This is a genomic window from Streptomyces sp. BBFR51 (assembly GCF_044591655.1).
In the GTDB taxonomy this organism is placed as follows: Bacteria; Actinomycetota; Actinomycetes; order Streptomycetales; family Streptomycetaceae; genus Streptomyces.
Window position 1 is genome coordinate 7,967,245 of record NZ_CP172448.1, and the last position, 20,992, is coordinate 7,988,236.

At 72.1% G+C, this 20,992-nt stretch carries 24 protein-coding genes; 13 read left to right on the top strand and 11 right to left on the bottom strand.

Features of this window, described 5'->3' with window-relative positions:
• The first annotated feature begins 136 nt into the window (after positions 1-136).
• The 3 genes from ACGH7X_RS36150 to ACGH7X_RS36160 all read left to right on the top strand — a co-directional run bounded on the left by ACGH7X_RS36150 (position 137) and on the right by ACGH7X_RS36160 (position 2,910).
• Positions 137-1,225, top strand: coding sequence for an S-(hydroxymethyl)mycothiol dehydrogenase (locus ACGH7X_RS36150; RefSeq protein ID WP_399893818.1), 1,089 nt, complete (start codon positions 137-139; stop codon positions 1,223-1,225).
• Positions 1,225-1,854 (top strand): MBL fold metallo-hydrolase, encoded by a 630-nt coding sequence (locus tag ACGH7X_RS36155; RefSeq protein WP_399893821.1) that lies wholly within the window; start codon positions 1,225-1,227, stop codon positions 1,852-1,854. The genes ACGH7X_RS36150 and ACGH7X_RS36155 overlap by 1 nt, the downstream gene beginning before the upstream one ends.
• A 129-nt stretch (positions 1,855-1,983) precedes the next feature.
• Positions 1,984-2,910 (top strand): SDR family oxidoreductase, encoded by a 927-nt coding sequence (locus tag ACGH7X_RS36160; RefSeq protein WP_399893824.1) that lies wholly within the window; start codon positions 1,984-1,986, stop codon positions 2,908-2,910.
• Here ACGH7X_RS36160 and ACGH7X_RS36165 read toward each other — a convergent pair.
• Entirely contained in the window at positions 2,894-3,433 is a 540-nt protein-coding gene (locus tag ACGH7X_RS36165) for a hypothetical protein (protein ID WP_399893827.1), read from the bottom strand. The genes ACGH7X_RS36160 and ACGH7X_RS36165 overlap by 17 nt on opposite strands.
• A gap of 51 nt (positions 3,434-3,484) precedes the next feature.
• On the opposite strand from ACGH7X_RS36165, the gene ACGH7X_RS36170 reads away from it, so the two are divergent.
• Positions 3,485-4,285, top strand: coding sequence for an SDR family NAD(P)-dependent oxidoreductase (locus ACGH7X_RS36170; RefSeq protein ID WP_399893829.1), 801 nt, complete (start codon positions 3,485-3,487; stop codon positions 4,283-4,285).
• 156 nt (positions 4,286-4,441) lie between these two features.
• Complete coding sequence (locus ACGH7X_RS36175) at positions 4,442-5,137, top strand: L,D-transpeptidase family protein (protein ID WP_399893832.1); 696 nt, start codon at positions 4,442-4,444, stop codon at positions 5,135-5,137.
• 31 nt (positions 5,138-5,168) lie between these two features.
• Here ACGH7X_RS36175 and ACGH7X_RS36180 read toward each other — a convergent pair whose 3' ends face one another.
• From ACGH7X_RS36180 to ACGH7X_RS36195, 4 genes are read right to left on the bottom strand one after another with little or no spacing between them, the layout of a single operon-like run.
• Positions 5,169-6,371 carry a Gfo/Idh/MocA family protein gene (locus ACGH7X_RS36180; protein WP_399893835.1) on the bottom strand — a complete coding sequence of 401 codons (1,203 nt, stop codon included), beginning with the start codon at positions 6,369-6,371 and terminating at the stop codon, positions 5,169-5,171.
• Between the two features lie 50 nt (positions 6,372-6,421).
• Positions 6,422-7,762: an ABC transporter substrate-binding protein gene (locus ACGH7X_RS36185; RefSeq protein ID WP_399893838.1), complete on the bottom strand. Its 1,341-nt coding sequence runs from the start codon at positions 7,760-7,762 to the stop codon at positions 6,422-6,424.
• A 10-nt stretch (positions 7,763-7,772) separates the two neighbouring features.
• Positions 7,773-8,735, bottom strand: a complete 963-nt coding sequence (locus ACGH7X_RS36190) for a carbohydrate ABC transporter permease (RefSeq protein WP_399893841.1) — start codon at positions 8,733-8,735, stop codon at positions 7,773-7,775.
• A 16-nt stretch (positions 8,736-8,751) separates the two neighbouring features.
• Positions 8,752-9,648, bottom strand: coding sequence for a carbohydrate ABC transporter permease (locus tag ACGH7X_RS36195; protein ID WP_399893844.1), 897 nt, complete (start codon positions 9,646-9,648; stop codon positions 8,752-8,754).
• 170 nt (positions 9,649-9,818) lie between these two features.
• Between ACGH7X_RS36195 and ACGH7X_RS36200 the strand changes: the two genes are divergently transcribed.
• The 3 genes from ACGH7X_RS36200 to ACGH7X_RS36210 all read left to right on the top strand — a co-directional run bounded on the left by ACGH7X_RS36200 (position 9,819) and on the right by ACGH7X_RS36210 (position 12,229).
• Positions 9,819-10,982, top strand: a complete 1,164-nt coding sequence (locus ACGH7X_RS36200; RefSeq protein ID WP_399893846.1) for an ROK family protein — start codon at positions 9,819-9,821, stop codon at positions 10,980-10,982.
• Between the two features lie 180 nt (positions 10,983-11,162).
• The gene (locus tag ACGH7X_RS36205) at positions 11,163-11,348 is read left to right on the top strand and encodes a hypothetical protein (protein ID WP_399893849.1); all 186 of its coding nucleotides are present in this window, start codon (positions 11,163-11,165) and stop codon (positions 11,346-11,348) included.
• A gap of 56 nt (positions 11,349-11,404) precedes the next feature.
• A complete protein-coding gene (locus tag ACGH7X_RS36210; RefSeq protein WP_399893852.1) occupies positions 11,405-12,229 on the top strand; it encodes an EamA family transporter in 825 nt (274 codons plus the stop codon).
• 39 nt (positions 12,230-12,268) lie between these two features.
• Here the strand turns inward: ACGH7X_RS36210 and ACGH7X_RS36215 are convergent, their stop codons facing one another.
• Positions 12,269-13,642 (bottom strand): S1 family peptidase, encoded by a 1,374-nt coding sequence (locus ACGH7X_RS36215; RefSeq protein WP_399893855.1) that lies wholly within the window; start codon positions 13,640-13,642, stop codon positions 12,269-12,271.
• Positions 13,643-13,793: 151 nt separating this feature from the next.
• On the opposite strand from ACGH7X_RS36215, the gene ACGH7X_RS36220 reads away from it, so the two are divergent.
• Together ACGH7X_RS36220 and ACGH7X_RS36225 are read left to right on the top strand one after the other, a co-directional pair.
• Positions 13,794-14,972, top strand: a complete 1,179-nt coding sequence (locus ACGH7X_RS36220; RefSeq protein ID WP_399893858.1) for a MalY/PatB family protein — start codon at positions 13,794-13,796, stop codon at positions 14,970-14,972.
• Between the two features lie 50 nt (positions 14,973-15,022).
• Positions 15,023-15,427, top strand: a complete 405-nt coding sequence (locus tag ACGH7X_RS36225) for a PPOX class F420-dependent oxidoreductase (protein WP_399893861.1) — start codon at positions 15,023-15,025, stop codon at positions 15,425-15,427.
• 7 nt (positions 15,428-15,434) lie between these two features.
• On the opposite strand, the gene ACGH7X_RS36230 is transcribed toward ACGH7X_RS36225, so the two are convergent.
• Complete coding sequence (locus ACGH7X_RS36230) at positions 15,435-15,857, bottom strand: Zn-ribbon domain-containing OB-fold protein (RefSeq protein WP_399893864.1); 423 nt, start codon at positions 15,855-15,857, stop codon at positions 15,435-15,437.
• 174 nt (positions 15,858-16,031) lie between these two features.
• The gene (locus ACGH7X_RS36235; RefSeq protein ID WP_399893867.1) at positions 16,032-16,766 is read right to left on the bottom strand and encodes a TetR family transcriptional regulator; all 735 of its coding nucleotides are present in this window, start codon (positions 16,764-16,766) and stop codon (positions 16,032-16,034) included.
• 130 nt (positions 16,767-16,896) lie between these two features.
• Between ACGH7X_RS36235 and ACGH7X_RS36240 the strand changes: the two genes are divergently transcribed.
• Complete coding sequence (locus ACGH7X_RS36240; RefSeq protein ID WP_399893870.1) at positions 16,897-17,730, top strand: hypothetical protein; 834 nt, start codon at positions 16,897-16,899, stop codon at positions 17,728-17,730.
• Between the two features lie 30 nt (positions 17,731-17,760).
• On the top strand, positions 17,761-18,249 hold the full coding sequence (locus ACGH7X_RS36245; protein WP_399893873.1) for a flavin reductase family protein: 489 nt from the start codon (positions 17,761-17,763) through the stop codon (positions 18,247-18,249).
• A gap of 40 nt (positions 18,250-18,289) precedes the next feature.
• Here the strand turns inward: ACGH7X_RS36245 and ACGH7X_RS36250 are convergent, their stop codons facing one another.
• Together ACGH7X_RS36250 and ACGH7X_RS36255 are read right to left on the bottom strand one after the other, a co-directional pair.
• Entirely contained in the window at positions 18,290-18,673 is a 384-nt protein-coding gene (locus ACGH7X_RS36250; protein WP_399893876.1) for a hypothetical protein, read from the bottom strand.
• Positions 18,674-18,993: 320 nt separating this feature from the next.
• Positions 18,994-19,911 (bottom strand): MurR/RpiR family transcriptional regulator, encoded by a 918-nt coding sequence (locus ACGH7X_RS36255; protein ID WP_399893879.1) that lies wholly within the window; start codon positions 19,909-19,911, stop codon positions 18,994-18,996.
• Positions 19,912-20,129: 218 nt separating this feature from the next.
• On the opposite strand from ACGH7X_RS36255, the gene ACGH7X_RS36260 reads away from it, so the two are divergent.
• On the top strand, positions 20,130-20,291 hold the full coding sequence (locus ACGH7X_RS36260; RefSeq protein ID WP_399893882.1) for a hypothetical protein: 162 nt from the start codon (positions 20,130-20,132) through the stop codon (positions 20,289-20,291).
• Here ACGH7X_RS36260 and ACGH7X_RS36265 read toward each other — a convergent pair.
• Positions 20,276-20,947 carry a nucleoside/nucleotide kinase family protein gene (locus tag ACGH7X_RS36265; RefSeq protein ID WP_399893885.1) on the bottom strand — a complete coding sequence of 224 codons (672 nt, stop codon included), beginning with the start codon at positions 20,945-20,947 and terminating at the stop codon, positions 20,276-20,278. The genes ACGH7X_RS36260 and ACGH7X_RS36265 overlap by 16 nt on opposite strands.
• Between the last annotated feature and the right edge of the window lie 45 nt (positions 20,948-20,992).

Genomic DNA, 20,992 nt, shown 5'->3' on the forward strand with positions numbered 1-20,992 from the left:
GCGCCCGGCGGCACGAACCGCCGGTGCGCGGGCGGCCTCCCGCACCCCGCGAACCGCCCTGTCACCTGCCCCTTCCCGATCACTTGCGCGTAGGGTCTGGGGGGAACACAGAACGGCCGAGGAAGGGGTCAGGACCATGGCGCAGGAAGTACGCGGCGTGATCGCACCGGGCAAGGACGAGCCGGTGCGGATCGAGACGATCGTCGTGCCCGACCCCGGCCCGGGCGAGGCCGTGGTCAAGATCCAGGCCTGCGGGGTGTGCCACACCGACCTGCACTACAAGCAGGGCGGCATCAGTGACGACTACCCCTTCCTGCTCGGCCACGAGGCCGCCGGTGTCGTGGAGTCCGTCGGCGCCGGCGTCACCGACGTCGCCCCCGGGGACTTCGTGATCCTCAACTGGCGCGCCGTGTGCGGCACGTGCCGGGCCTGTCTGCGCGGGCGGCCCTGGTACTGCTTCGACACCCACAACGCCGAGCAGAAGATGACCCTCGCCGCCACCGGCCAGGAGCTCTCCCCGGCCCTCGGCATCGGCGCCTTCGCCGAGAAGACGCTGGTAGCCGCCGGACAGTGCACCAAGGTCGACCCCGCCGTCTCCGCACAGGTGGCCGGCCTGCTGGGCTGCGGGGTGATGGCCGGCATCGGCGCCGCCATCAACACCGGCAACGTCGGCCGCGGCGACACCGTCGCCGTCATCGGCTGCGGCGGCGTCGGCGACGCGGCGATCGCCGGGTCGTACCTGGCGGGCGCCTCGAAGGTCATCGCCGTGGACATCGACGACCGCAAACTGGAGACCGCCCGTTCCATGGGCGCCACCCACACCGTCAACTCCCGCGAGAACGACCCCGTCGAGGCGATCCGCGAACTCACCGGCGGCTTCGGAGCCGACGTCGTCATCGAGGCGGTCGGCCGTCCCGAGACCTACCGGCAGGCCTTCTACGCCCGCGACCTGGCCGGCACCGTCGTCCTCGTCGGCGTACCGACCCCCGAGATGAAGCTGGAACTGCCGCTGCTGGACGTCTTCGGGCGCGGTGGGTCCCTCAAGTCGTCCTGGTACGGCGACTGCCTGCCCTCCCGCGACTTCCCGATGCTCATCGACCTCCACCTCCAGGGCCGCCTGGACCTCGGCAAGTTCGTCACCGAGACCATCCAACTGGACGAGGTGGAGCAGGCCTTCGACCGGATGCACGCCGGCGACGTGCTGCGTTCGGTGGTGGTGCTGTGATGGCCGCCCGCATCGAACGCCTCGTCACCTCCGGACAGTTCAGCCTCGACGGCGGCACCTGGGACGTCGACAACAACGTCTGGCTCGTCGGCGACGACCACGAGGTCGTCGTCATCGACGCCGCCCACGACGCCGACGCGATCGCCGAGGCCGTCGGGGACCGGCGCCTCACCGCCATCGTGTGCACCCACGCCCACAACGACCACGTGGGCGCCGCGCCCGCGCTCGCCGAGCGCACCGGCGCCACCATCTGGCTGCACCGCGACGACCTGCCCCTGTGGCGGCAGACCCACCCCGACCGGGACCCCGACGCCTGGCTGACCGACGACCTCGTCATCGAGGCCGCCGGCGCCGACCTGACCGTCCTGCACACCCCGGGTCACGCACCCGGCGCGGTCTGCCTCTACGACCCGGGCCTGGGCACCGTCTTCACCGGCGACACCCTCTTCCATGGCGGACCCGGCGCCACCGGCCGCTCCTACTCCGACTTCCCGACCATCATCGACTCGATCCGCGACAAGCTGCTCGTCCTGCCGCCGGAGACGGAGGTCCGCACCGGTCACGGCGACTCCACGACCATCGGCGCCGAGGCCCCGCACCTGGAGGAGTGGATCAAGCGCGGGCACTGACCCCGGCCGGGCGCGTTCAGGATCGCCGCGGGACACGCGGTATAGGTGACAGAAGATGTCCGGCTTCCCGGGCACCCTCGAACACGACATCGCTCGTGCGGGACGTGAGGGAGAGGACGGGAGCCGGACATGGCAGGGTCACCGAGAGGTCCGCTGGCAGGCAGGGTCGCACTGGTCGCCGGGGCGACCCGGGGCGCCGGACGGGGCATCGCCGTCGAACTGGGCGCGGCCGGCGCCACCGTCTACGTCACCGGCCGCAGCACCCGCGCCCGGCGCTCGGAGTACGACCGCCCCGAGACCATCGAGGACACCGCCGACCTGGTCACCGAGGCCGGCGGCCACGGCATCGCGGTACCCGCCGACCACCTCGATGCGGCGCAGGTCGCCACGCTCGTCGACCGCGTCGCCCGCGAACAGGCCCGCCTCGACATCCTGGTCAACGACATCTGGGGCGGCGAGACCCTCTACGAGTGGGACAGCCCCGTCTGGGAGCACGACCTCGACAACGGGCTCAGGCTCCTGCGGCTCGCGGTCGAGACCCACGCCATCACCAGCCACCACGCGCTGCCGCTGCTGCTGCGCCGCCCCGGCGGACTGGTCGTCGAGGTCACCGACGGCACCGACGCCTACAACCGCGACCACTACCGCAACTCGTTCTTCTACGACCTCGCCAAGGCGTCCGTCCTGCGCATGGCCTTCTCCCTCGGGCACGAGGTGGGGCCGCGCGGCGCCACGGCCCTCGCGCTGACCCCGGGCTGGCTGCGCTCGGAGATCATGCTCGACCACTTCGGCGTGCGCGAGGACAACTGGCGCGACGCCCTCGACCGCGTCCCGCACTTCGCCATCTCCGAGACGCCCCGCTACATCGGCCGCGCCGTCACCGCCCTCGCCGCCGACCCGGGCGTGGCGCGCTTCAACGGACAGTCCCTCTCCAGCGGCGGACTCGCCCAGGAATACGGCTTCACCGACCTCGACGGCAGCCGTCCGGACGCCTGGCGCTATCTCGTCGAGGTCCAGGACCCGGACAAGCCGGCCGACGTCACCGGCTACCGCTGACGGGCGGCAGCGGCCACCGGGCACCGTGTCCCGGCGGCAGGGCCAGGTCCTGCCGTACGGCCGTGTAGTAGCCCTCGCGGGCGGCGCGCTGCCGTTCCAGCAGGGCCCGCCACGCCTGCGGATCGCGCGTCTGTTCGCGCAGGAAGCGCTCCATCTCCATCACCGCCACCACCCAGATCCGCGCCTTCTCCACCACCTCCCTGCTGCCCAGCAGGATCAGCGCCTCGCCGGCCGGGTCCCTGGCGAGGGCGGCCTCGGCCTGCGGGCGGGCGGCCTCCCGGGGCGTGAGCGGATGCGGGTGGGGGTCGTTGCCGAGGTGGGCGGCGACCCGGTACGTCAGCGTGACGGAGGCCTTCAGCGTGCGCGCGTAGTCGGCGTACACCGCGAGTCGGCGCTCCTCCCAGCGGGCCGCCGTCTCACGCCGGAACCGGGCCCGGTCGCTGCGGACCACGGCGAGATAGGAACCGAGCGCACCGATGACGACGCCTATGAGCGCGGGGAGTTGCTGGAGGAACTCGGACATGGCCGCACGGTATCCGCCCGGGGTGATCGGCGCGGCAGTACGGTCGGGCGCATGACGGACACCAGGCGGTTCACCGATTACGCGGTACTCGTGACGGGCGCGGCCCGGGGCATCGGCGCGGCCACCGCGCGCCGGCTCGCCACGGAGGGGGCGAGGGTGCTGCTGACCGACGTGGACCTCGCCGCGGCGCGGCGGACGGCTGGAGGCATGGCCGAACAGGGCCTCGCCGTCGAGGCGTTCGCCTGCGACGTGGCCGACCGGGCGTCCGTCGAGGCGGCCGTCGCCCACGCCGTGGACACGTTCGGCACCCTCGACGTGCTGGTCAACAACGCCTACGCCTGCGCGCCCGACGCCCCGCTCTTCGAGGACGAGCCGGACGAGGTCTGGGCCCGCGACCTCGACGTCACCCTCACCGGCGCCTACCGCTGCTGCCGGGCCGCCCTGCCCCACCTGGCGGCCTCGGGGCGCGGCGCGATCGTGAGCATCGGCTCGGTCAACGCGGTCCAGGACTTCGGCAACCACGCCTACAGCGCGGCCAAGGCGGGCCTCGCCTCGCTGACCCGCACCCTCGCAGGTCACGCGGCCCCGCGCGGTGTCCGGGTGAACCTCGTGACGCCGGGCACGGTGCGCACCACGGCCTGGGAGGGCCGGGACGAGGAACTGGCGGCGATACGGGGGCTGTACCCGCTGGGCCGGGTCGGCGAGCCCGAGGACGTCGCGGCGGCCGTCGCCTTCCTCGCCTCGCGCGACGCCTCCTGGATCACCGGGACCACGCTGGCGGTCGACGGCGGCCTGACCGCGGTCAACACGGGCTTCCGGCGGGCTCTGCAGGAGCCGGACGGTACGGCCTGAGCGGGCGGGTCCGGGCCGGTGGTGTTTGTCACTGTTTCGTCGCGGCGGCGGGCGGGGCGCAACCAAAGCCCGCACCCGACGGTCTAGCAGGCGGGGATCGCACGAAGGCGACCTTCCGCCCAGCGCACCGCCTCGACGCGAAAGGCATGACCGGCCATGGGGGACATACGCAGACGGGGAGCCGTCGCACTCGGGGTCACCGCACTGGTGGCACCGCTCACACTCGCGCTCACGGCCGCGCCGGCCCAGGCCGCGAGCTGCAACCCGACAGCGGGCCCGTACCAGAAGAAGGTGGAGAAGTTCCTCGGCCGCAAGGCCGACGGCAAGCAGTCCACCGCCGACTGCAAGGCGATCCGCGCCTTCCAGACCAAGCACGGCATCCAGCCCAACGCCGGCTACGCGGGCCCCATCACCTGGGGCGTGATGGACCTGATGACGAAGCAGAAGGCCGTCGGCAAGAACCCGAACAAATCCGGCAAGTGCCCCACCAACAAGGGCCGTATCGCCTGTGTGAACCTGACCCTCCAGCTGAGCTGGATCCAGGACGGCAAGAAGCTCGTGTACGGCCCGGTGCCGGTCCGCACCGGCCGCAACGGCTACGAGACCCGCACCGGCCTGAAGAAGGTCTACTGGCGCAACATCGACCACGTCTCGACCATCTACGACGTGCCGATGCCCTACAGCCAGTTCTTCGACGGCGGCCAGGCCTTCCACTCGGTCGGCGTCAGCATGTGGAGCCCGCCGGGCTCGCACGGCTGCGTCAACATGACGAAGACCGCCGCCAAGAAGTACTGGTCGCTGCTGAAGAAGAACGACGACGTCTACGTGTACGGCCGCAAGCCGGGCACCTGACGCACGGGGGCGCCCGGCTCGCGTGCGGGCGTCACAGCTCGGGCGCGTCCCCGAAGTCCGGGATCTCCAGCCTGACACCGCCCTGCCGCGCGGACTCGTGCGCGACGATGCCCGGCAGGGTGTAGCGGGCCGCCACCCACGCGTTCACGGACGGCAGGGTCCGGGAGTCGACCGCCCGCACGAAGTCGTCCGCGAGGAAGTGGTGGCTGCCCTCGTGCCCGTTGTGCATGTGGTCGAACGCCCGCGGCAGTCGCGCCCGGTCGTGCACCGGCGCCGAACCCGAGGTGAAGGCGGCCCGCAGCTCCGGTGCGACATGCTGGAGCGAGGGGTCGTCGGGGGACGTGGTGGGCTTGGGCTCCAGCAGCTCGCTGATGTCCTGAACCCCGGTCTTGTCCTGCCACATCGCCACCGTGGCCAGCTGCTCCATGCTCGCCTCGGTGCCGAAGAACCGGAAACGGGACTCCCGGATGTGCGAGGGATAACCGACCCGGCGGAACTCGTTCGTACGGAACGACCCGCCGCCCGCCACCTCGAACAGCGCGGTCGCGTTGGAGACGTCGTTGTCGAACTGGCTGACCGACCGGTCGAAGACCCCGTCCCCGCGCCCGTCCACCACCCCGATCGCCGAGACGCTGACCGCGTGCGTCCGCCACGCGCCCAGCACCCCGCCCACCGAGTGGGTCGGGTACAGCAGGGGCGGATAGCTCGCGGTGGCCTTCCACCCCTCGCCGCCGCTGTACCGGTACGCCTCGTAGAAGCCCAGGTCCATGTCGTGGACGTAGTCGCCCTCGGCGTAGAAGAGCCGCCCGAAGGCACCCTCGGCGATCTTGTTGCGGGCGTGCACGGTCGCCGGGTTGTACTGGCTGGTCTCACCCATCATGTACGTCAGCCCGGTCGCCTTGACCGCGTCGATGATGTCCGCGATCTCCTGCGTGCTGATCGCCATGGGGACCGCCGAGTACACGTGCTTGCCGGCGCCCAGCCCCTGGAGCACGAGCGGGCCGTGGGTCCAGCGCTGGGTGAAGATCGCGACGGCGTCGACCGCCTCGGACTCCAGCATCGCCTCGTAGCTGGGGAAGGTGCCGGAGAGGCCTTCGGCGGCGGCGAGTCGCTCGGCCCGCTCCGGCAGCAGGTCGGTGACGAATACGTCGCTCACTCCCGGGTGGGCCAGGAACAGCCTGGCGAACTGCCCGGAGAACTGGCCGGCACCGACGATGCCGAGGGAGAACGTCATGAATGGCGTGCCCTTCACTTGTCGCGTCACTGGTCGTGTCACTCGTCGTGTCACTGGTCGAGGATGAGATTGATCTGTTCGTTGGTCTCGTCGAGGCCGCCGACCGGCTTGCCGCCGCCGTAGATGTCCTGCATGGCGGGGTGCATGAGCGCCAGCACGTCGGCGGCGTAGTCGGTGATCGGGTACGTGAAGGTCGCGAAGGCCTTCTTGTCGTCGACCGGCCGGGTGAAGGCCGAGACGTCGACGCCCTTCTTCTCGTACGCCGCCACGGCCGCCTCGGTGCCGTCGGGGGTTGCCGGGAAGACGATGCCGTAGCCGCCCACCGTGCGCTGGCACTCCTCGGAGGCCAGGTACTTCACCCACTTCAGGGCGCCCGGCTTGTTGTCGGCGTTCTTGGTGACGGAGTCCGCGAGGCCGTTCATCATGGTGGCCCGCTTGCCGGTCGGGCCCGCCGGATTGACGGCGGTGGCGACGTCGAGGCCCTTGAAACCGGCGTACGTCGAGATCATCCACGCCCCGTCGAAGGCGGTGGCCGCCTTGCCCGCGGCCACCTGGGCGTTGGCCTGGTTGGACGGGGAGTAGTCGGTGAACGGGGCCATGAAGCCCTTGTCCGCCAGCCCGAAGTACCACTTGATCACCGACTGGAAGGTGTCGTCGTCGTACCGGTACTCGGTGCCCCACCGCTTCTTGTCGGTGTAGGTCCAGCCCGCCGACGCGGCGAAGTGGCTCCAGGTGGTCTGCCCGTCGCCGTCGCCACCGCCGCCCGTGGCCAGGCCGTAGACCTTGACGTCGTCCTTGTCGAAGCCCGGTTCGTCGCCCCGCCTGCCCTTGGCGTCCACGGTCAGGTGGGCGACCGCCTTCTCGAAGGTGCCGCCGTCCTCGGGGTTCCAGGCGAGCCCGTTCAGCTCCTCGGCGCTCAGCCCGGCGTCCTTGGCCATCTTCGCGTTGTAGAACAGGGCGACGGTGTCCCAGTCCTTGGGGGCGCCGTAGCGGTGACCGTCCTCGCCGAGCCAGCTGGCGGCCAGGCCGGGCTGGTAGGCGGCGTCCTCGATGCCGAGGTCGTCCAGCGGTTCCAGCACCTTGAGGTCGGCGAACTGGCCGAACTTCTGGATGTGGTCGGTGAACACGTCAGGCTCGGTGCCCGCGATGAAGCTCGCGGTGAGCTTGGTCCAGTAGTCGTCCCAGCCCATCTGGGAGATCTTCACGTCCAGCCCCGGGTTGCGCTTCTCGAAGCCCTTCGCGCACGCCTCGTACGCGGGCAGCTGGTTGGCGTCCCAGAGCCAGTACGACACCGTGTTCCGCGACGACCCCGAGCCGTCGCCCTGCGCGCAGCCGCTCACCAGGGACAGTGCCAGCGCCCCGGTCAGTGCCGTGACCGTACGAAATCGCATGCCCGTCCCCTCACTTGATGCCGGTGAAGCTGATGGTGCTGACGATGCGGCGCGCGAAGAGGCCGAAGAGCAGCAGCATGGGCAGTGCCGCGATGAGCGTGGCCGCCATCAGGCCCGACCAGTCCGTGCCGGTCTGCGGGGTCTGCGCGCGGAAGACGGCCAACGCCACGGTCAGCACGCGCGAACTGTCGCTGTAGGAGACCATCAGCGGCCAGAAGTAGTCGTTCCAGGACGTGATGTACGTCAGCACGGCCAGCGTCAGCACGGGCGTCGACGCCATCGGCAGCAGCACCCGGAAGAAGACCCGCACCTTGCCGGCGCCGTCCAGGAGGGCCGCCTCCTCCACCTCCAGCGGGATGTTCATGAAGAACTGCCGCAGGAAGAACACCGCGAACGGGGTCATGAACATCGTCGGCAGGGCGATGCCCAGCAGGGAGTCCACCAGGCCGAGTTCCTTGATGAGCACGAAGTTGGGCAGCAGGGTGAAGATGGCGGGCACCATCAGCCCGGCCAGGAACAGGGTGAAGACCGTGTCCCGGCCCCGCCAGCGCAGCCGGGCGAAGGCGTACGCGGCCATCGCGGAGAAGAGGATCTGGCACACCGTGACCAGGGTCGAGAGGAGCACGGAGTTGAGCAGGTACCGCCAGAATCTGAGCCCGCCGCCGGCACCGCCCTGCGCGATCGCCTCCTCGGCGGACTGCAGGCCCAGTGCCCGCTCGAAGCCGCCCGCGGTGGGGTCCACCGGCAGCGGGTCGGCCGGGTGGCCGGCCAGCCCGGTGTTGGTGGACAGCGCGGTGCGCAGGATCCAGTAGAAGGGCAGCAGCGTGATGAGCACGATCGCGGCCATCACCGCCCAGGCCGCGATCCGCCCGGGGGAGAGGCGGCGTCCGCCGCGCCGTGCCGTCGTCGCGGGGGGCACGCGGTCCGCCACGGTCACGGGCGTGGTGCCGGGCACGGACGTGATGTCGGTCATCCCGTTCTCCTCTCCGTCATCCGAGGTCGGTCCGGCCGGCCCGGGTGAGCCGGTACTGGACGAAGGTGATGGCGCTCAGCACGACGAGCAGCGCGACGGACATCGCCGAGGCGTAGCCGAACTGGAAGCGGCCGAAGGCGGCGCCGTAGATGTAGTACTGGAGCACGTTGGTGGCGTTGGCCGGTCCGCCCGCGGTGGTCACGGCGACGGTGTCGAACACCTGGAAGGACCCGATCACCGTCATGATCAGGACGACCGCGAGGACCGGCCGCAGCAGCGGCATGGTGATCCGCCAGAACATCCGCCACTCGCTCGCGCCGTCCACCTTCGCGGCCTCGTACATGTCGCCCGGGATCGCCTGGAGCCCTGCGAACAGCAGCAGCGCGGTGTAGCCGACGTGCCGCCACACGTTGATGAGCGCGATGGTCGGGACCGCCCAGGTCTCGTCGGCGAGGAACGGGATGCGCTCGAGCCCCAGGCCCGCGACGATCTCGTTGCCGATGCCGAGCTGGGTGTCCAGGATCCACAGCCAGACGATGCCGGCCACGACGTTGGACATCAGGTACGGCGTGAGCACGATGCCGCGCAGTACCGAGGACTGCGTCAGCCGCTGGAGCAGCACGGCGACGGCCAGCGCCGACACCGTCTGCACGCCGATGTTGATGACCACGTAGACGACCGTGACCCGCAGCGAGTCCCAGAAGATGGGGTCGTGGACCATCCGCACGTAGTTGTCCAGGCCCACCCACTTCGCCGGGGTCAGCAGGTTGAAACGGGTGAAACTCAGGTAGACGCCCCGCAGTGTCGGCCAGAGCAGGAAGACCACGAAGCCCAGGAACGCCGGTGCGACGAACAGCGCGGCGAGACGTCCGTCACCCCGGTTCCCGGCTCGGCTGCTGGAGGCGATGGCCATCGGGAGACTCCCCTCGCATGCGGCGGCTTGGACTTCATTTACTTTTGGTGCGGAACAATCATCGCGTCAAGGGGTCGTGCGAACATCGTTCCCAGCCTTTGCCGACGGTCGTGGGGGACATAAAGTGACTTCGTTGTTTCCGGTATGGAAGAAAGTGGAGCGCGATGGTGATGCCCACCAGTGCCGAAAGCTGGCCTCCCCTGAGCCCCGGTGAGCGCTCCGTGGCGATCGAGGTGCTCGTGCACGGCCCGCTGTCCCGCAGCGAGATCGCCCGGCGGCTGGGCCTCTCGCCCGGCAGCCTCACCCGGCTGACCAAGCCGCTGATCGAGTCACGGCTGCTGGTGGAGGTCCCGGAGACGGGCGGGCCCGCCGGGGCGCGGCAGGGCCGCCCGTCCCAGCCGCTCGACGTGGTCGCCGACTCCCGGTACTTCCTCGGTTTCAAGATCACTCAGGACATGGTGTACGGCGTCGTCACCACCCTCAGGAGCGAGATCGTCGCCCGGCACGACCGCGCGCTCGCCACCCACGACCCCGCCGAGGTCGCCGGACTGCTGGCCGAGATGACCGGCGAACTGTCCCGCGGCCGGCCCGGCGTCACCGGGATCGGCGTCGGCGTCGGCGGACTCGTCGAGGACCGGGCCGTGGTCGGCGAGTCCCCTTTCCTCGGCTGGCGGGGGGTGCCGCTGGCCGCGCTCGTCGAGGAGCGCACCGGACTGCCGGTCGTCGTCGAGAACGACACCGCCGCCTTCGTGGAGGCCGAGACCTGGTTCGGGGCGGGGCGCGGCCTGGACCGCTTCGTCGTCCTCACCATCGGCGCCGGCCTCGGGTACGGACTCGTGCTCGGCGGCAGGCGGGTGCCGTACGCGGGGGACGAGGACCGCGGGTTCGGGCGCCACTGGATTCTCGACCCCCACGGTCCGCTCACCCCCGACGGCCGGCGCGGCAGCGCCGTCTCCCTGCTGACCATCCCCAACATCCGCTACCAGGTACGGGCCGCCACCGGCCGGGACCGGAGCTACGAGGAGATCCTCGCTTCCGCCGCCGCCGGGGAGCCCATGCCCGCGCGGGTCGTCACGGAGGCCGGGCGCGCGCTGGGGACCCTGGTGGCGCAGATCGCCAACTTCGTGATGCCGCAGAAGATCCTGCTCGCCGGGGAGGGGGTCGGGCTGATGGACGTGGCCGGCGAGGTGGTGGCGCAGGCCGTCCGCGACAACCGGCATCCGCGGGCCGCACCGGTCGGCCTGGAGACCAGGGTGTCCGACTTCCACGACTGGGCGCGCGGCGCCGCCGTGCTGGCGATCCAGGTGCTGGTGCTGGGAGCCGCGCAGGCGTGAACGGGCGTGAACAGGCGTGAACAGGCGTGAACAGGCGTGCCGTGTGCGGCAGGACACATGTGCGGCGAACGAACTCGCCGGTAGGTCTTGACAGATGGGAAACTCGACGTGATCAGTAACACGGTCTGATATGTCCGTTTAGCTCGCGATTACTCACATCGTCTTCACGCCGGGCGCCGTATGCTTCACAGCATGTCCACCACTGTTGAACCCTCCTCCGAGCGATCGGCTGCCGAGGTCAACGAGGAGATCCGGGCCCTGTGGCTCCGGTCGGGCGGGACACTGAGCGTCGAGCAGCGCGCGGAGTACCAGCGGCTCGTCACGGAGTGGGCCGGCGCGGCCCCCGAGTCCGTGCGGGCGGCCTGACCGGCGCCTGAGACTCCTCGGCGCATCGGAGCCCCCGCCCCGGGCACCCCTGCTGGATGGGTGCTCTGCTCGCACTGGCCTCGGCCGTCTGCTACGGCGTCGTCGACTTCGCCGGCGGCCTGCTCTCCCGACGCGTTCACTTCGCCGCCGTCACCTTTCTCGGACAGGCCGGCGGACTCGCCCTCGCCTGCCTGGCCGCCCTCCTCGTGACCGCGGACGGCGTGCGCCCGACGGACCTGCTCTGGGGCGCCCTGTCCGGTGTCGGCAGCGGCGCCGCCATGCACTTCCTCAACCGGGGCCTGAGCCGCGGCGCGATGAGCGTCGTGGTGCCGGTGAGCGCCGTCACAGGAGTCGCGCTCTCCGTCCTGTGCGGTGTGCTGCTCCTCGGCGACCGTCCCGGCCCGGTCGCCTGGCTGGGGATCGTCGTCACCGTGCCCGCCCTCTGGCTCGTCTCCGGCGGCGGCACGGGTCCGGGCCACGCCGTCACCGACGGCCTGCTGGCCAGCGCGGGCGTCGCGGTCCAGTACCTCGCCCTGGGGCAGGCCGGTCCCGAGAGCGGGCTGTGGCCCGTGGCGGCCGGCCGTGTCGCCGCCGTCCTCCTGCTGCTCCCCGGTGTCGTACGGCACTCCGGGCGCCTGCGGCTGCCGCCGCGCCGGTGTGCCGAGGCGCTGCTGATCGGTGCCGGTGCCGCCCTGGGTCTGATCCTCTATCTCCTCGCCGCCCAACGGCAGTTGCTCTCGGTCGCCGTGGTCCTGGCCTCGCTCTATCCGGCGCTGCCCGTGATCCTGGGCGTCGCGCTTCTCCACGAACGCGTGGATCGCGGACAGGCCGTGGGCCTGATCGGCGCGGCAGCGGCGACGGTGCTGCTGACACTGGGCTGAAGCCCGCCACGGGCCATGGGCCCCGCAGGTGCCCACGGCTCACCCCCACGTCGCCGAGTAGTGCCTCCGGTATGCCTTGCGATCCTGCTCCGCCCGGATCCACCGGGTGGCCACCAGCGCCACCAGACTGCCCGCGACGACCAGCAGACCGGGGCCGACGTTGCGACGGTCCGTGAGTCGGGCGAGCAGGGTCGAACCCTCGACCCCCGTCACGGGCGCCGACGCCCCCGGGGCCGCGGCGCCCGGCGCACCACCGGAGGCCGGCGCCGAAGGCGCGGCCCCCTGCTGCGCCCCCTGCCGCCCGGCCCCGTCGGGGCCGGAGACGATGAGCCGGACGCCGAGTGACTTCATGGCCTCCGGCAGCGGCTGGAAGAACGTCGTACCGCCCTTCGCGCAGTCGCCGCTGCCGCCCGACGTCACGCCCAGCGCGACGCCCTCGGAGAACATCGGCCCACCACTGTCCCCGGGTTCGGCGCACACGTCGGTCTCGATGAGGCCGGTGACCGTGCCCTCCGGGTAGTTGACCGTGGCGTCCAGCGCCGTCACCCGGCCGTCGCGCAGCCCGCTGGTGCTCCCGCTGCGGAACACCCGCTGCCCGACGGCCGGTTCACCCGTGCCCGTGATCCGCACCCCCTTGCCGCCGCCGACCGCCACCACGTCCGCGCCCTCGCCCGCCTTGCCGCCCGCGTACTCCACCAGCGAGAAGTCGTCCCCGGGGAAGCTCCCGGCGACCGTCTTGCCGACCTGCCGGTCGCCCTGGCCGTCACCGAACCAGACGGACCCCGTCGGCCCGCAGTGGCCCGCGGTCAGGATGAAGTCGTTCGCTCCGTCGGTCACGTTGAACCCCGCCGAGCAGCGCCCGGCCGTGGACAGGATCGGCTCCGCCCCGTTCAGACGTGTGGTGAACGTGCCCTCGGTGCGCTCCATGCGCACGAACCCGCCGATGCCCTCGGCCACACCGGTCAGCCGGGACCAGTCGGACCCGGAGACCGTGCGGTCGCCGCGCACCACCACCTCGTTCGACCGGTAGTCGAGCGCCCACGCCGTACCGGGCACACGGGGTGCCGCACGCAGCGTCGAGGTCGCCGACCTCAGCTCGGACATGCTGTGCCGCACCATCTTCGCGTCGGCACCGGCCCGCCGCACCGCCTCGGCCGTGCTCTCGTCGGTGACCGCCACGACCGGCCGCCCGTCGGCGCCGACCCAGTGGCCCGCCGTACGGTCGCCGCCCAGCCGGGACACGAGGTCGGCGCCGGAGCCGGAAGCGGTCTGCGCGAGCGTGTGCGGCGCCGCGGAGGTGTCGGGGGGTTCGCTCGCCACGGCCCTGGTGACCATCGTCCCCCCGAGCACCAGCCCGCCGACGGCCGCCAGCCGTGCCACTCGCCGGACCATGCGTCGTCGTGCGTGCCTCATGCGTGCGCTCCCGAACCCGAACACACGGCGTCGCCGCCGCGGGGACCTCCGGACGTCGAGCGCCCTCCTCCCATACGGCGGCGGACCCGGCGGTGTTCACCGGACGGCGCCGTTGTTCCCCCGTCCCACCGCGGCGACCTATCTTGTGCCCATGACCAGCATCCCGCGGGACCGGCCCGGCGAACCGAACCCCCTGCACGCACTCACCCTGGACCAGCTGCGCCGCCGTACGAGCATGAAGTGGCGCACCCACCCCGCGGACGTGCTGCCGCTGTGGGTGGCCGAGATGGACGTGCCGCTCGCCGGATCCGTCGTGCGTGCCGTCACCGACGCGATGGAACTCGGCGACACCGGCTATCCCGTGGGCACCGCCTACGCCGAGGCCCTCGCGGCCTTCGCCGGCAAGCGGTGGGGCTGGGACGGCCTGGCAGTGGAACGCACGGCGATCGTGCCCGACGTGATGCTCGGCGTCGTCGAGATGCTCAAACTGGTCACCGGACCCGGCGACCCGGTGATCGTCACTCCGCCGGTGTACCCGCCGTTCTACCAGTTCGTGACCCACCTGGACCGCAACGTCGTCGAGGCACCGCTCGACCCCGGCCTGCGGATCGACCTCGGCGTGCTGGAGGAGACGTTCCGGAGTGCCGTCGCCGGAGGCGGGCGGGCGGCGTTCCTGCTGTGCAGCCCGCACAACCCGACCGGCACCGTGCACACTGCCGACGAGCTGACCGCCGTCGCCGCCCTCGCGGAGCGCTACGGCGTCCGGGTCGTCGCCGACGAGATCCACGCCCCGGTCGTCACCGGCGACGCACGGTTCGTGCCCTACCTGAGCGTGCCCGGCGCCGAGCGCGGCCTGTCCCTGATGTCGGCGTCCAAGGGCTGGAACCTCGCCGGGCTCAAGGCGGCCCTGGCGATCGCGGGCCCCGGCGCCGCCGCCGACCTGGCGCGGATGCCCGAGGAGGTCGGCCACGGACCGAGCCACGTCGGCGTCCTCGCCCACACCGCCGCCCTGCGCGACGGCACGGCCTGGCTGGACGCCGTGCTCGCCGGGCTCGACGAGAACCGGCGGCTGCTCACCGACCTGCTCGCCGAGCACCTGCCCGGCGTCGTCCACCGCCCCGGGGAGGCGACCTACCTCGCCTGGCTGGACTGCCGCGTACTCGGCCTCGGCGACGATCCGGCGGAGGCCTTCCTCGACCGGGGCCGGGTGGCCCTCAGCTCCGGCATCCCCTTCGGCACCGGCGGGGCGGGACACGTACGGCTCAACCTGGCGACCTCGCCGGAGGTGATCACGGAGGCGGTGCGCAGGATGGCGGCGGTCCTGGAGTGAGACACGGGCGCCGCGGCCCCACGGGAGTCCTGGCCGTAGACTTCCGCAGCATGGACGACGAAGCGTCACTGGCCCAACTAGCCACCGGCAAGTACCTGCTGGTCACCACCTACCGGAAGAACGGCACCCCGGTGGCCACCCCGGTCTGGGTCGTACGGGACGGGGACGCGCTGGGCGTCTGGACGGTCGCCGACTCCTGGAAGGTCAAGCGCGTCCGCAACCGCGCCGACGTCCTGGTCGGCCCCTGCGACGTGCGCGGCAGGCCGACGGGCGACCAGGTCCCGGGGACGGCGGAGATCTGCGACCCGGCCACCACGGCCCGCTACCGGCGGCTGCTCGCCCGCAAGTACGGCATCGTCGGCCGGCTCACCCTCCTCGGCAGCAGACTGCGCCGGGGACCGTCCGGCACCGTGGGCATCCGCGTCACGCTCACGCCCGGGGCCGACGGGAACTGACCGCCCCTCAGGTCCAGGCCCGGTACGGCTCGTCGACCAACTGGAAGACCGGCTCGCCCCGCACCGGGTCCTTGGCCGTGGACAGCCGCACCCGGGCGCCGCTGTGGATGCCGATGAGCGGGCCCATGACCCGGCCGCGCAGCACGAATCCCTCGGCCATCTCGATCAGGGACACGTTGCGCGCGGCGGGGGTGTTGCGGTGCACCACCGTGGCGTGCCGCACCGTCCCCGTGCCCTGGCTGCGTTCCGTCCGCAGCTCGCTTCCGCGACAGACCGGGCACAGCACCCGGTGGTACATGGCGGTGCCGCACCAGGTGCAGTGCTGGTAGAAGACGGCCTCGGCGTCCGGGGCCTGGGCCTGGGCCTTGGGGTCGAGCAGGCCCGTCACGGAGCCGGCTCCCTGCTGAGCGACGTTTCCTGAGTGGTACACGCTGGTCAACTCCCTGCACTCGAGCCGGAATCCCGCGTGCGCCGTCGCCGGGCACGCGTGTGCGCGGCTCACCGTGCCACCGTGCACGGGCCACAGCGTATGGCACTGAGTGTCACCCGTAAAGGCACTCGGTACCCTTGATTCGGGTCCAGCGGGGTGTGGAGAGCCGGCCGGTCAGTCCCGCCTCAACGCGCTCTCGATCTCGCGCACCACCTGCCACAAGGGTGTCCCGCGGCGCGCGGCCACGACCACCACGTCCTCGGGCGACTCGCCGCGGGGCGGCACGGGCACACCGCCGAACGCGGACTGCGCGTACCCCAGCGCGTGGTCCACCGCCGCCCCCGCGTCGTCCCGGCCGTCCGAACGAAGCCAGGACCGCAGGGCGTTGTTGTGCGCCGCGACCACCGCGGCCGCGATCACGTCGGCGCGCAGGATGCCGTCCGGCCGTCCGCCCAGGCGACCGCGCAGATACTCGGCGAGGGCGCGCTCGTAGCGCCACACCACCGACAACTCGTAGGCGCGCAGCCCGGGGACCTTCTTGGTGAGGTGGTAACGCTGCACCGAGAACGCGGGGTTCTCGGCGTACATGCGCAGTACCAGCCGGGCCGCGTCGCAGACCCGCCGCACCGGGTCGGCGTCCTCGGGGAAGGCCGCCAGGAAGGCGGTCATGTCGGCCAGGCACCGTTCGTGGTCGGGGAAGACCACGTCCTCCTTGGAGGGGAAGTACCGGAAGAACGACCGCCGTCCGACACCGGCGAGGGCGACGATGTCGTCCACGGTCGTCTGTTCGTATCCCCGCTCCAGGAACAGCCGGAACGCCGCCGCGACCAGCGCCTCGCGCATCGGCGGCCGGGCACCCGCCGCGTCCGTCCCGTCCCCGCGGCGGGGCGCCGCACTGCTGGTGCTCATGAAGGGGAACGTAGCAGCCCGCCAACGGTCTTGGCACTCAGTGCAGTGACCGGAGGGAACCGAGTGCGCTTGCCGCCTCGCCGGACCGGTCGCATACGATCACTTCCGGTCAGCCCCCGAGGAGTCCCGCATGCCGTTCGCCCGACCCCGCATCCTGTACGTCACCGACCTGGCCTACGAGGCGCGCGGGCGGCGCTACTGCGACGAGGACGTGTTCCTCACCTCCCGGCTGCGCGAGGAGTTCGACCTGGCCCTGTGCCATCCCCGGGACGCCGCCGCCCTGCTGGACGCCTTCGACGCGGTCGTCGTCCGCAACAGCGGTCCCGTGCAGGGGTACAAGGCCGCGTACGACGCCTTCCGCGAGCGCGCGGCCCGGCGCGGTACGCGCGTCTACAACCAGCTCACCGGCCGGGCTGACATGGTCGGCAAGCAGTACCTGCTCGACCTGACCGCCGCGGGCTTCCCGGTCATCCCCACCGTCGACCGCGCGGAAGACCTGCACCGGCTGCCCACCGCCGACGAATACGTCGTCAAGCCCAAGCTCGGCGCGGACTCGGCGGGCCTGCGGATCGTACCCGCCGGCCGCGTGCACGAGGCGCTGCGCGGCGCCGGGGACCTCCTCGTCCAGCCGCGCGTCGACTTCACCTACGAGGTCTCCTTCTACTTCGTCGACCACGACTACCAGTACGCCCTGCACGCGCCCCACCCCGACCGCCGCTGGCAGCTGGAGCCGTACGACGCCACCGTGGCGGACCTCGTCTTCGCGCGGCGGTTCATCGAGTGGAACGGTGTCGACCACGGCATCCAGCGCGTCGACGCCTGCCGCGCGCCCGGCGGCGAGCTGCTCCTGGTGGAGTTGGAGGACCTCAACCCCTACCTGTCCCTCGACGCCCTCGACGAGGCGGCCCGCGACTCCTTCGTCACCGCCCTGCGCACGGCCCTGCGCCGCCTGCTCGCGGCCTGAGAGCCCGAGCGACGGCGGCGGCGGCCTAGCATGGCCGCCATGGACGTGTTCCTGGACCGGCTCGACCCGGACATGTGCGTCGTCACGGCCGTCGCGGACGGGGAACGGGCCGGCTGCCTGGTCGGCTTCTCCTCGCAGTGCTCCCTGCGGCCCGTGCGGTACGCCGTGTGGATCTCCGACGTCAACCGGACCTACCGCGTCGCACGGTCCGCCGACGTCCTGGCGGTCCACCTGCTCGCCCGCGACCAGCGCGCGACGGCCGAGCTGTTCGGCGGGCGCACCGGTGACGACGTCGACAAGTTCCAGCGGGTGCGCTGGCGGGAGGCGTACGGCGGAGCCGTGGTGCTGGAGGACGCCGAGGCGTGGTTCGTCGGGCGGGTCGTGGAGCGGGCCGCGGGGGGCGACCACGTCGGTTTCGTCCTCGAGCCGGTCGAGTGGGGCGGACGGGAGAAGGCCGCCGGACCGCTGCTGCGGCTCGCCGACGCCCGCACCATCCGGCCCGGGCACCCGGTGGACTGACGCGCGCCCGACGGTCGGCCCCTCTGGTCGGCCCCGTCGGTCAGCGCCCGGCGGTGCCCCGCTCGACCAGTGCCTCGGTGACCGCGCGCACGCTGCGTGCGATGTGCTGCAACTGGAGGACCTCGGCCGCGTACAGCTTGATGGTGTGCTCGATGACCGCCTCGTGCAGGCCGAGCCGCGGCAGGTCCGCCCGGGCGGTCTGCAGAGCGGTGCGGGCCACCCGGATCTCGTGCTGGACCTGGATCTGCGCATGGCGGGCGAGCAGTACGGGGTGCCGGATCAGGGCGGGGTATCCGGCGTAGCGGGCCGGGACCAGCTCGCGCAGCCACCTGGTGGCCGAGCGTTCCCAGTCGTAGCTGCCGGGCGTCTTGACCTGGCAGGGCCAGTCCGGGCTGGTGCGCGTGGTCGTCAGGGGCATGATCATCGCTTCCGGGTGTGCGGCGTCGACGGGGTGGGCGACGGGTGGGGGGCGGTCCCGGTCCAGGGGACGACCGGGACCGCCGCGGGCGCTCGCGCTGGCGATGCCCGACCGGAACACCCGGTGCGCCGGAGCGGGTAGGAGTCGGCGGCCCGAGGTGTTCGCGGCAGGTGTGGACGCGTTCCGTACGGCCGGGTCGCGATCCGTGAGCAGTATTTATATATGCCATCTGCTTTGCAAGACGTATGAAAACATTCATGCCTGCTTTGACGGGGATGGCCCCCTCTGCGCCGACCAATCGCAGGTCCCCGCCCTCGCGGGGCCGCTCAGTCCCGCAGGAAGAACTGGTGCTGGTCCGCGACCTGCTCGTATTCCTCCAGCCGCGCCTGCGTCCGCCCCGGATCGGCGTCGGTCATGGCCTGGAGCAGCGCCGCGCACATCACGCCCGGCGCGGCGTACGAGTCGAAGACCAGCCGCGATCCCGTGCCGGTGGCGAACGTGACGTCGGCCTCGTCCACGAGCGGGCCGAGCGCCAGGTCGGTGATCAGCGCCACCTTCAGACCGGCACCGCGTGCCACCCGGACGGCGCCCAGGGTCTCGTGGGCGTGCCGGGGCATGGAGAAGGCCAGCACCCAGGTGCCGCCCGCCTCCCGGGACTGGAGCAGCGCGTCGTAGGCGACGGTGCCGCCCCGGGTCACCAGGCGTACGTCGGGATGGACACGGCGGGCCGCGTAGGCGAAGTACTCGGCGAGCGAGACGGAGATGCGCAGCCCGAGGACGGTCAGCGGCGCCGATGAGGCCAGCTTGCGGCCGACGTCGATGACCCGGTCCGCGTCGGCGAAGTCGCGCCGCAGGTTCTCCAGGTTCTCGATCTCCGCGTCGACCGCCGCCTGGAGTTCGTTGCCCCGGTTCTCCTCGGCCGCACTCCCGCCTCGGCCGCCCAGCGCGATCGCCTGGAGTTGCTCCCGCAACGCCGGGTAACCGCTGAAGCCGACCGCCGAGGCGAACCGCGTCACCGACGGCTGACTCACCCCGACCCGGTCGGCGAGGTCGGTGATCGACAGGAACGCCGCCTCGGTGAGGTGCTCGATGAGGTACTGCGCGATGCGCCGCTGTCCCGGGGACAGGCGGGGCCGGTCGAACAGCGTCCTGAGGCGGGACGTGGGGGAGGCCTCCGACTCCGGGGCCGCGCGTCCCGAGGTGATCGCCGATGCCTGCGCACGTGCCTGCTGCGGCGATGGCACGGGCGCGCCTCCCTTGTCTCCCACGGAGGTCAACATAGCTCACCCCTCGTGGCCGGCAGGGCGCTGCGCCCGGACGGGGACAGCACCGCGCGGCCCCAAACGGAGATGGCACCGCGCGGCCCCGGACGGGGATAGCACCGCGCCGTACGGGAACCCGCCGCCACGGAAGAACCCACGGGCACGCCAGAGCCCACGGACACGCACGAGGAGCCGACGTCATGACCGTCCCGGAAGAGAACCGGCCGAAGACCGACACCACCGACGACGTTCTGGATCAGCGCCGGCCGGACGCGCCCCGCCCCCCGGGCGGCACCGGCCGTACCCTGCGCGAGGCCCTCGAGGAGGCACACGTCCGCCCCGACGACTACGACGAGGAGTGACCGCCTCGCAAGGCATCGCCCCACACCGGCGGCACCACCAGGTCGGCCCGGTGCCGGGTCGCCGCGACGAGGTCGGCGTTGCGCTGGTCGGGGCCGAGCGCCCAGGCGGCCGCGTCCGCCGGTGACTTGCCGTAACGCTCGTGCCGCGCCGTGAGCCGACGGACCCGCTCCGCCTCATCGAGGCCGCAGAACCACACCTCGTCGAGGTGGGACCGCACCCGCGCCCAGGCTCCGGTCTCCAGCAGCAGGTAGTTGCCCTCCGTCACGACCAGCCGGGCGGAGGGCGGCACCGGTACGGCTCCGGCGATGGGCTGCTCCAGAACCCGTTCGAAGCCGGGCGCGTACACGATGTCGCCGTCGCCCTCCTCGCGCAGCCTCAGCAGCAGCGCCGCGTACCCGGCCGCGTCGAAGGTGTCCGGCGCCCCCTTGCGGTCCCGGCGGCCGAGCCGGTCCAGTTCGGCGTCGGCGAGGTGGAAGCCGTCCATCGGCACGTGCGCCGCCCACGGCTCGCCGGTGCCGTTCAGCTCCCGCACCAGACGGGCGGCGAGCGTCGACTTGCCCGCGCCGGGGCTGCCCGCGACGCCCAGGATCGCGCGCCGCCCGCCCCGGGGGAGAGCGCGGGCCCGGGCGAGCAGGTCGTCGAAAGTCAGCGGCACACCGCACAGTGTGTCACCCGATGGGACGCGCACTCGCGGGGAACT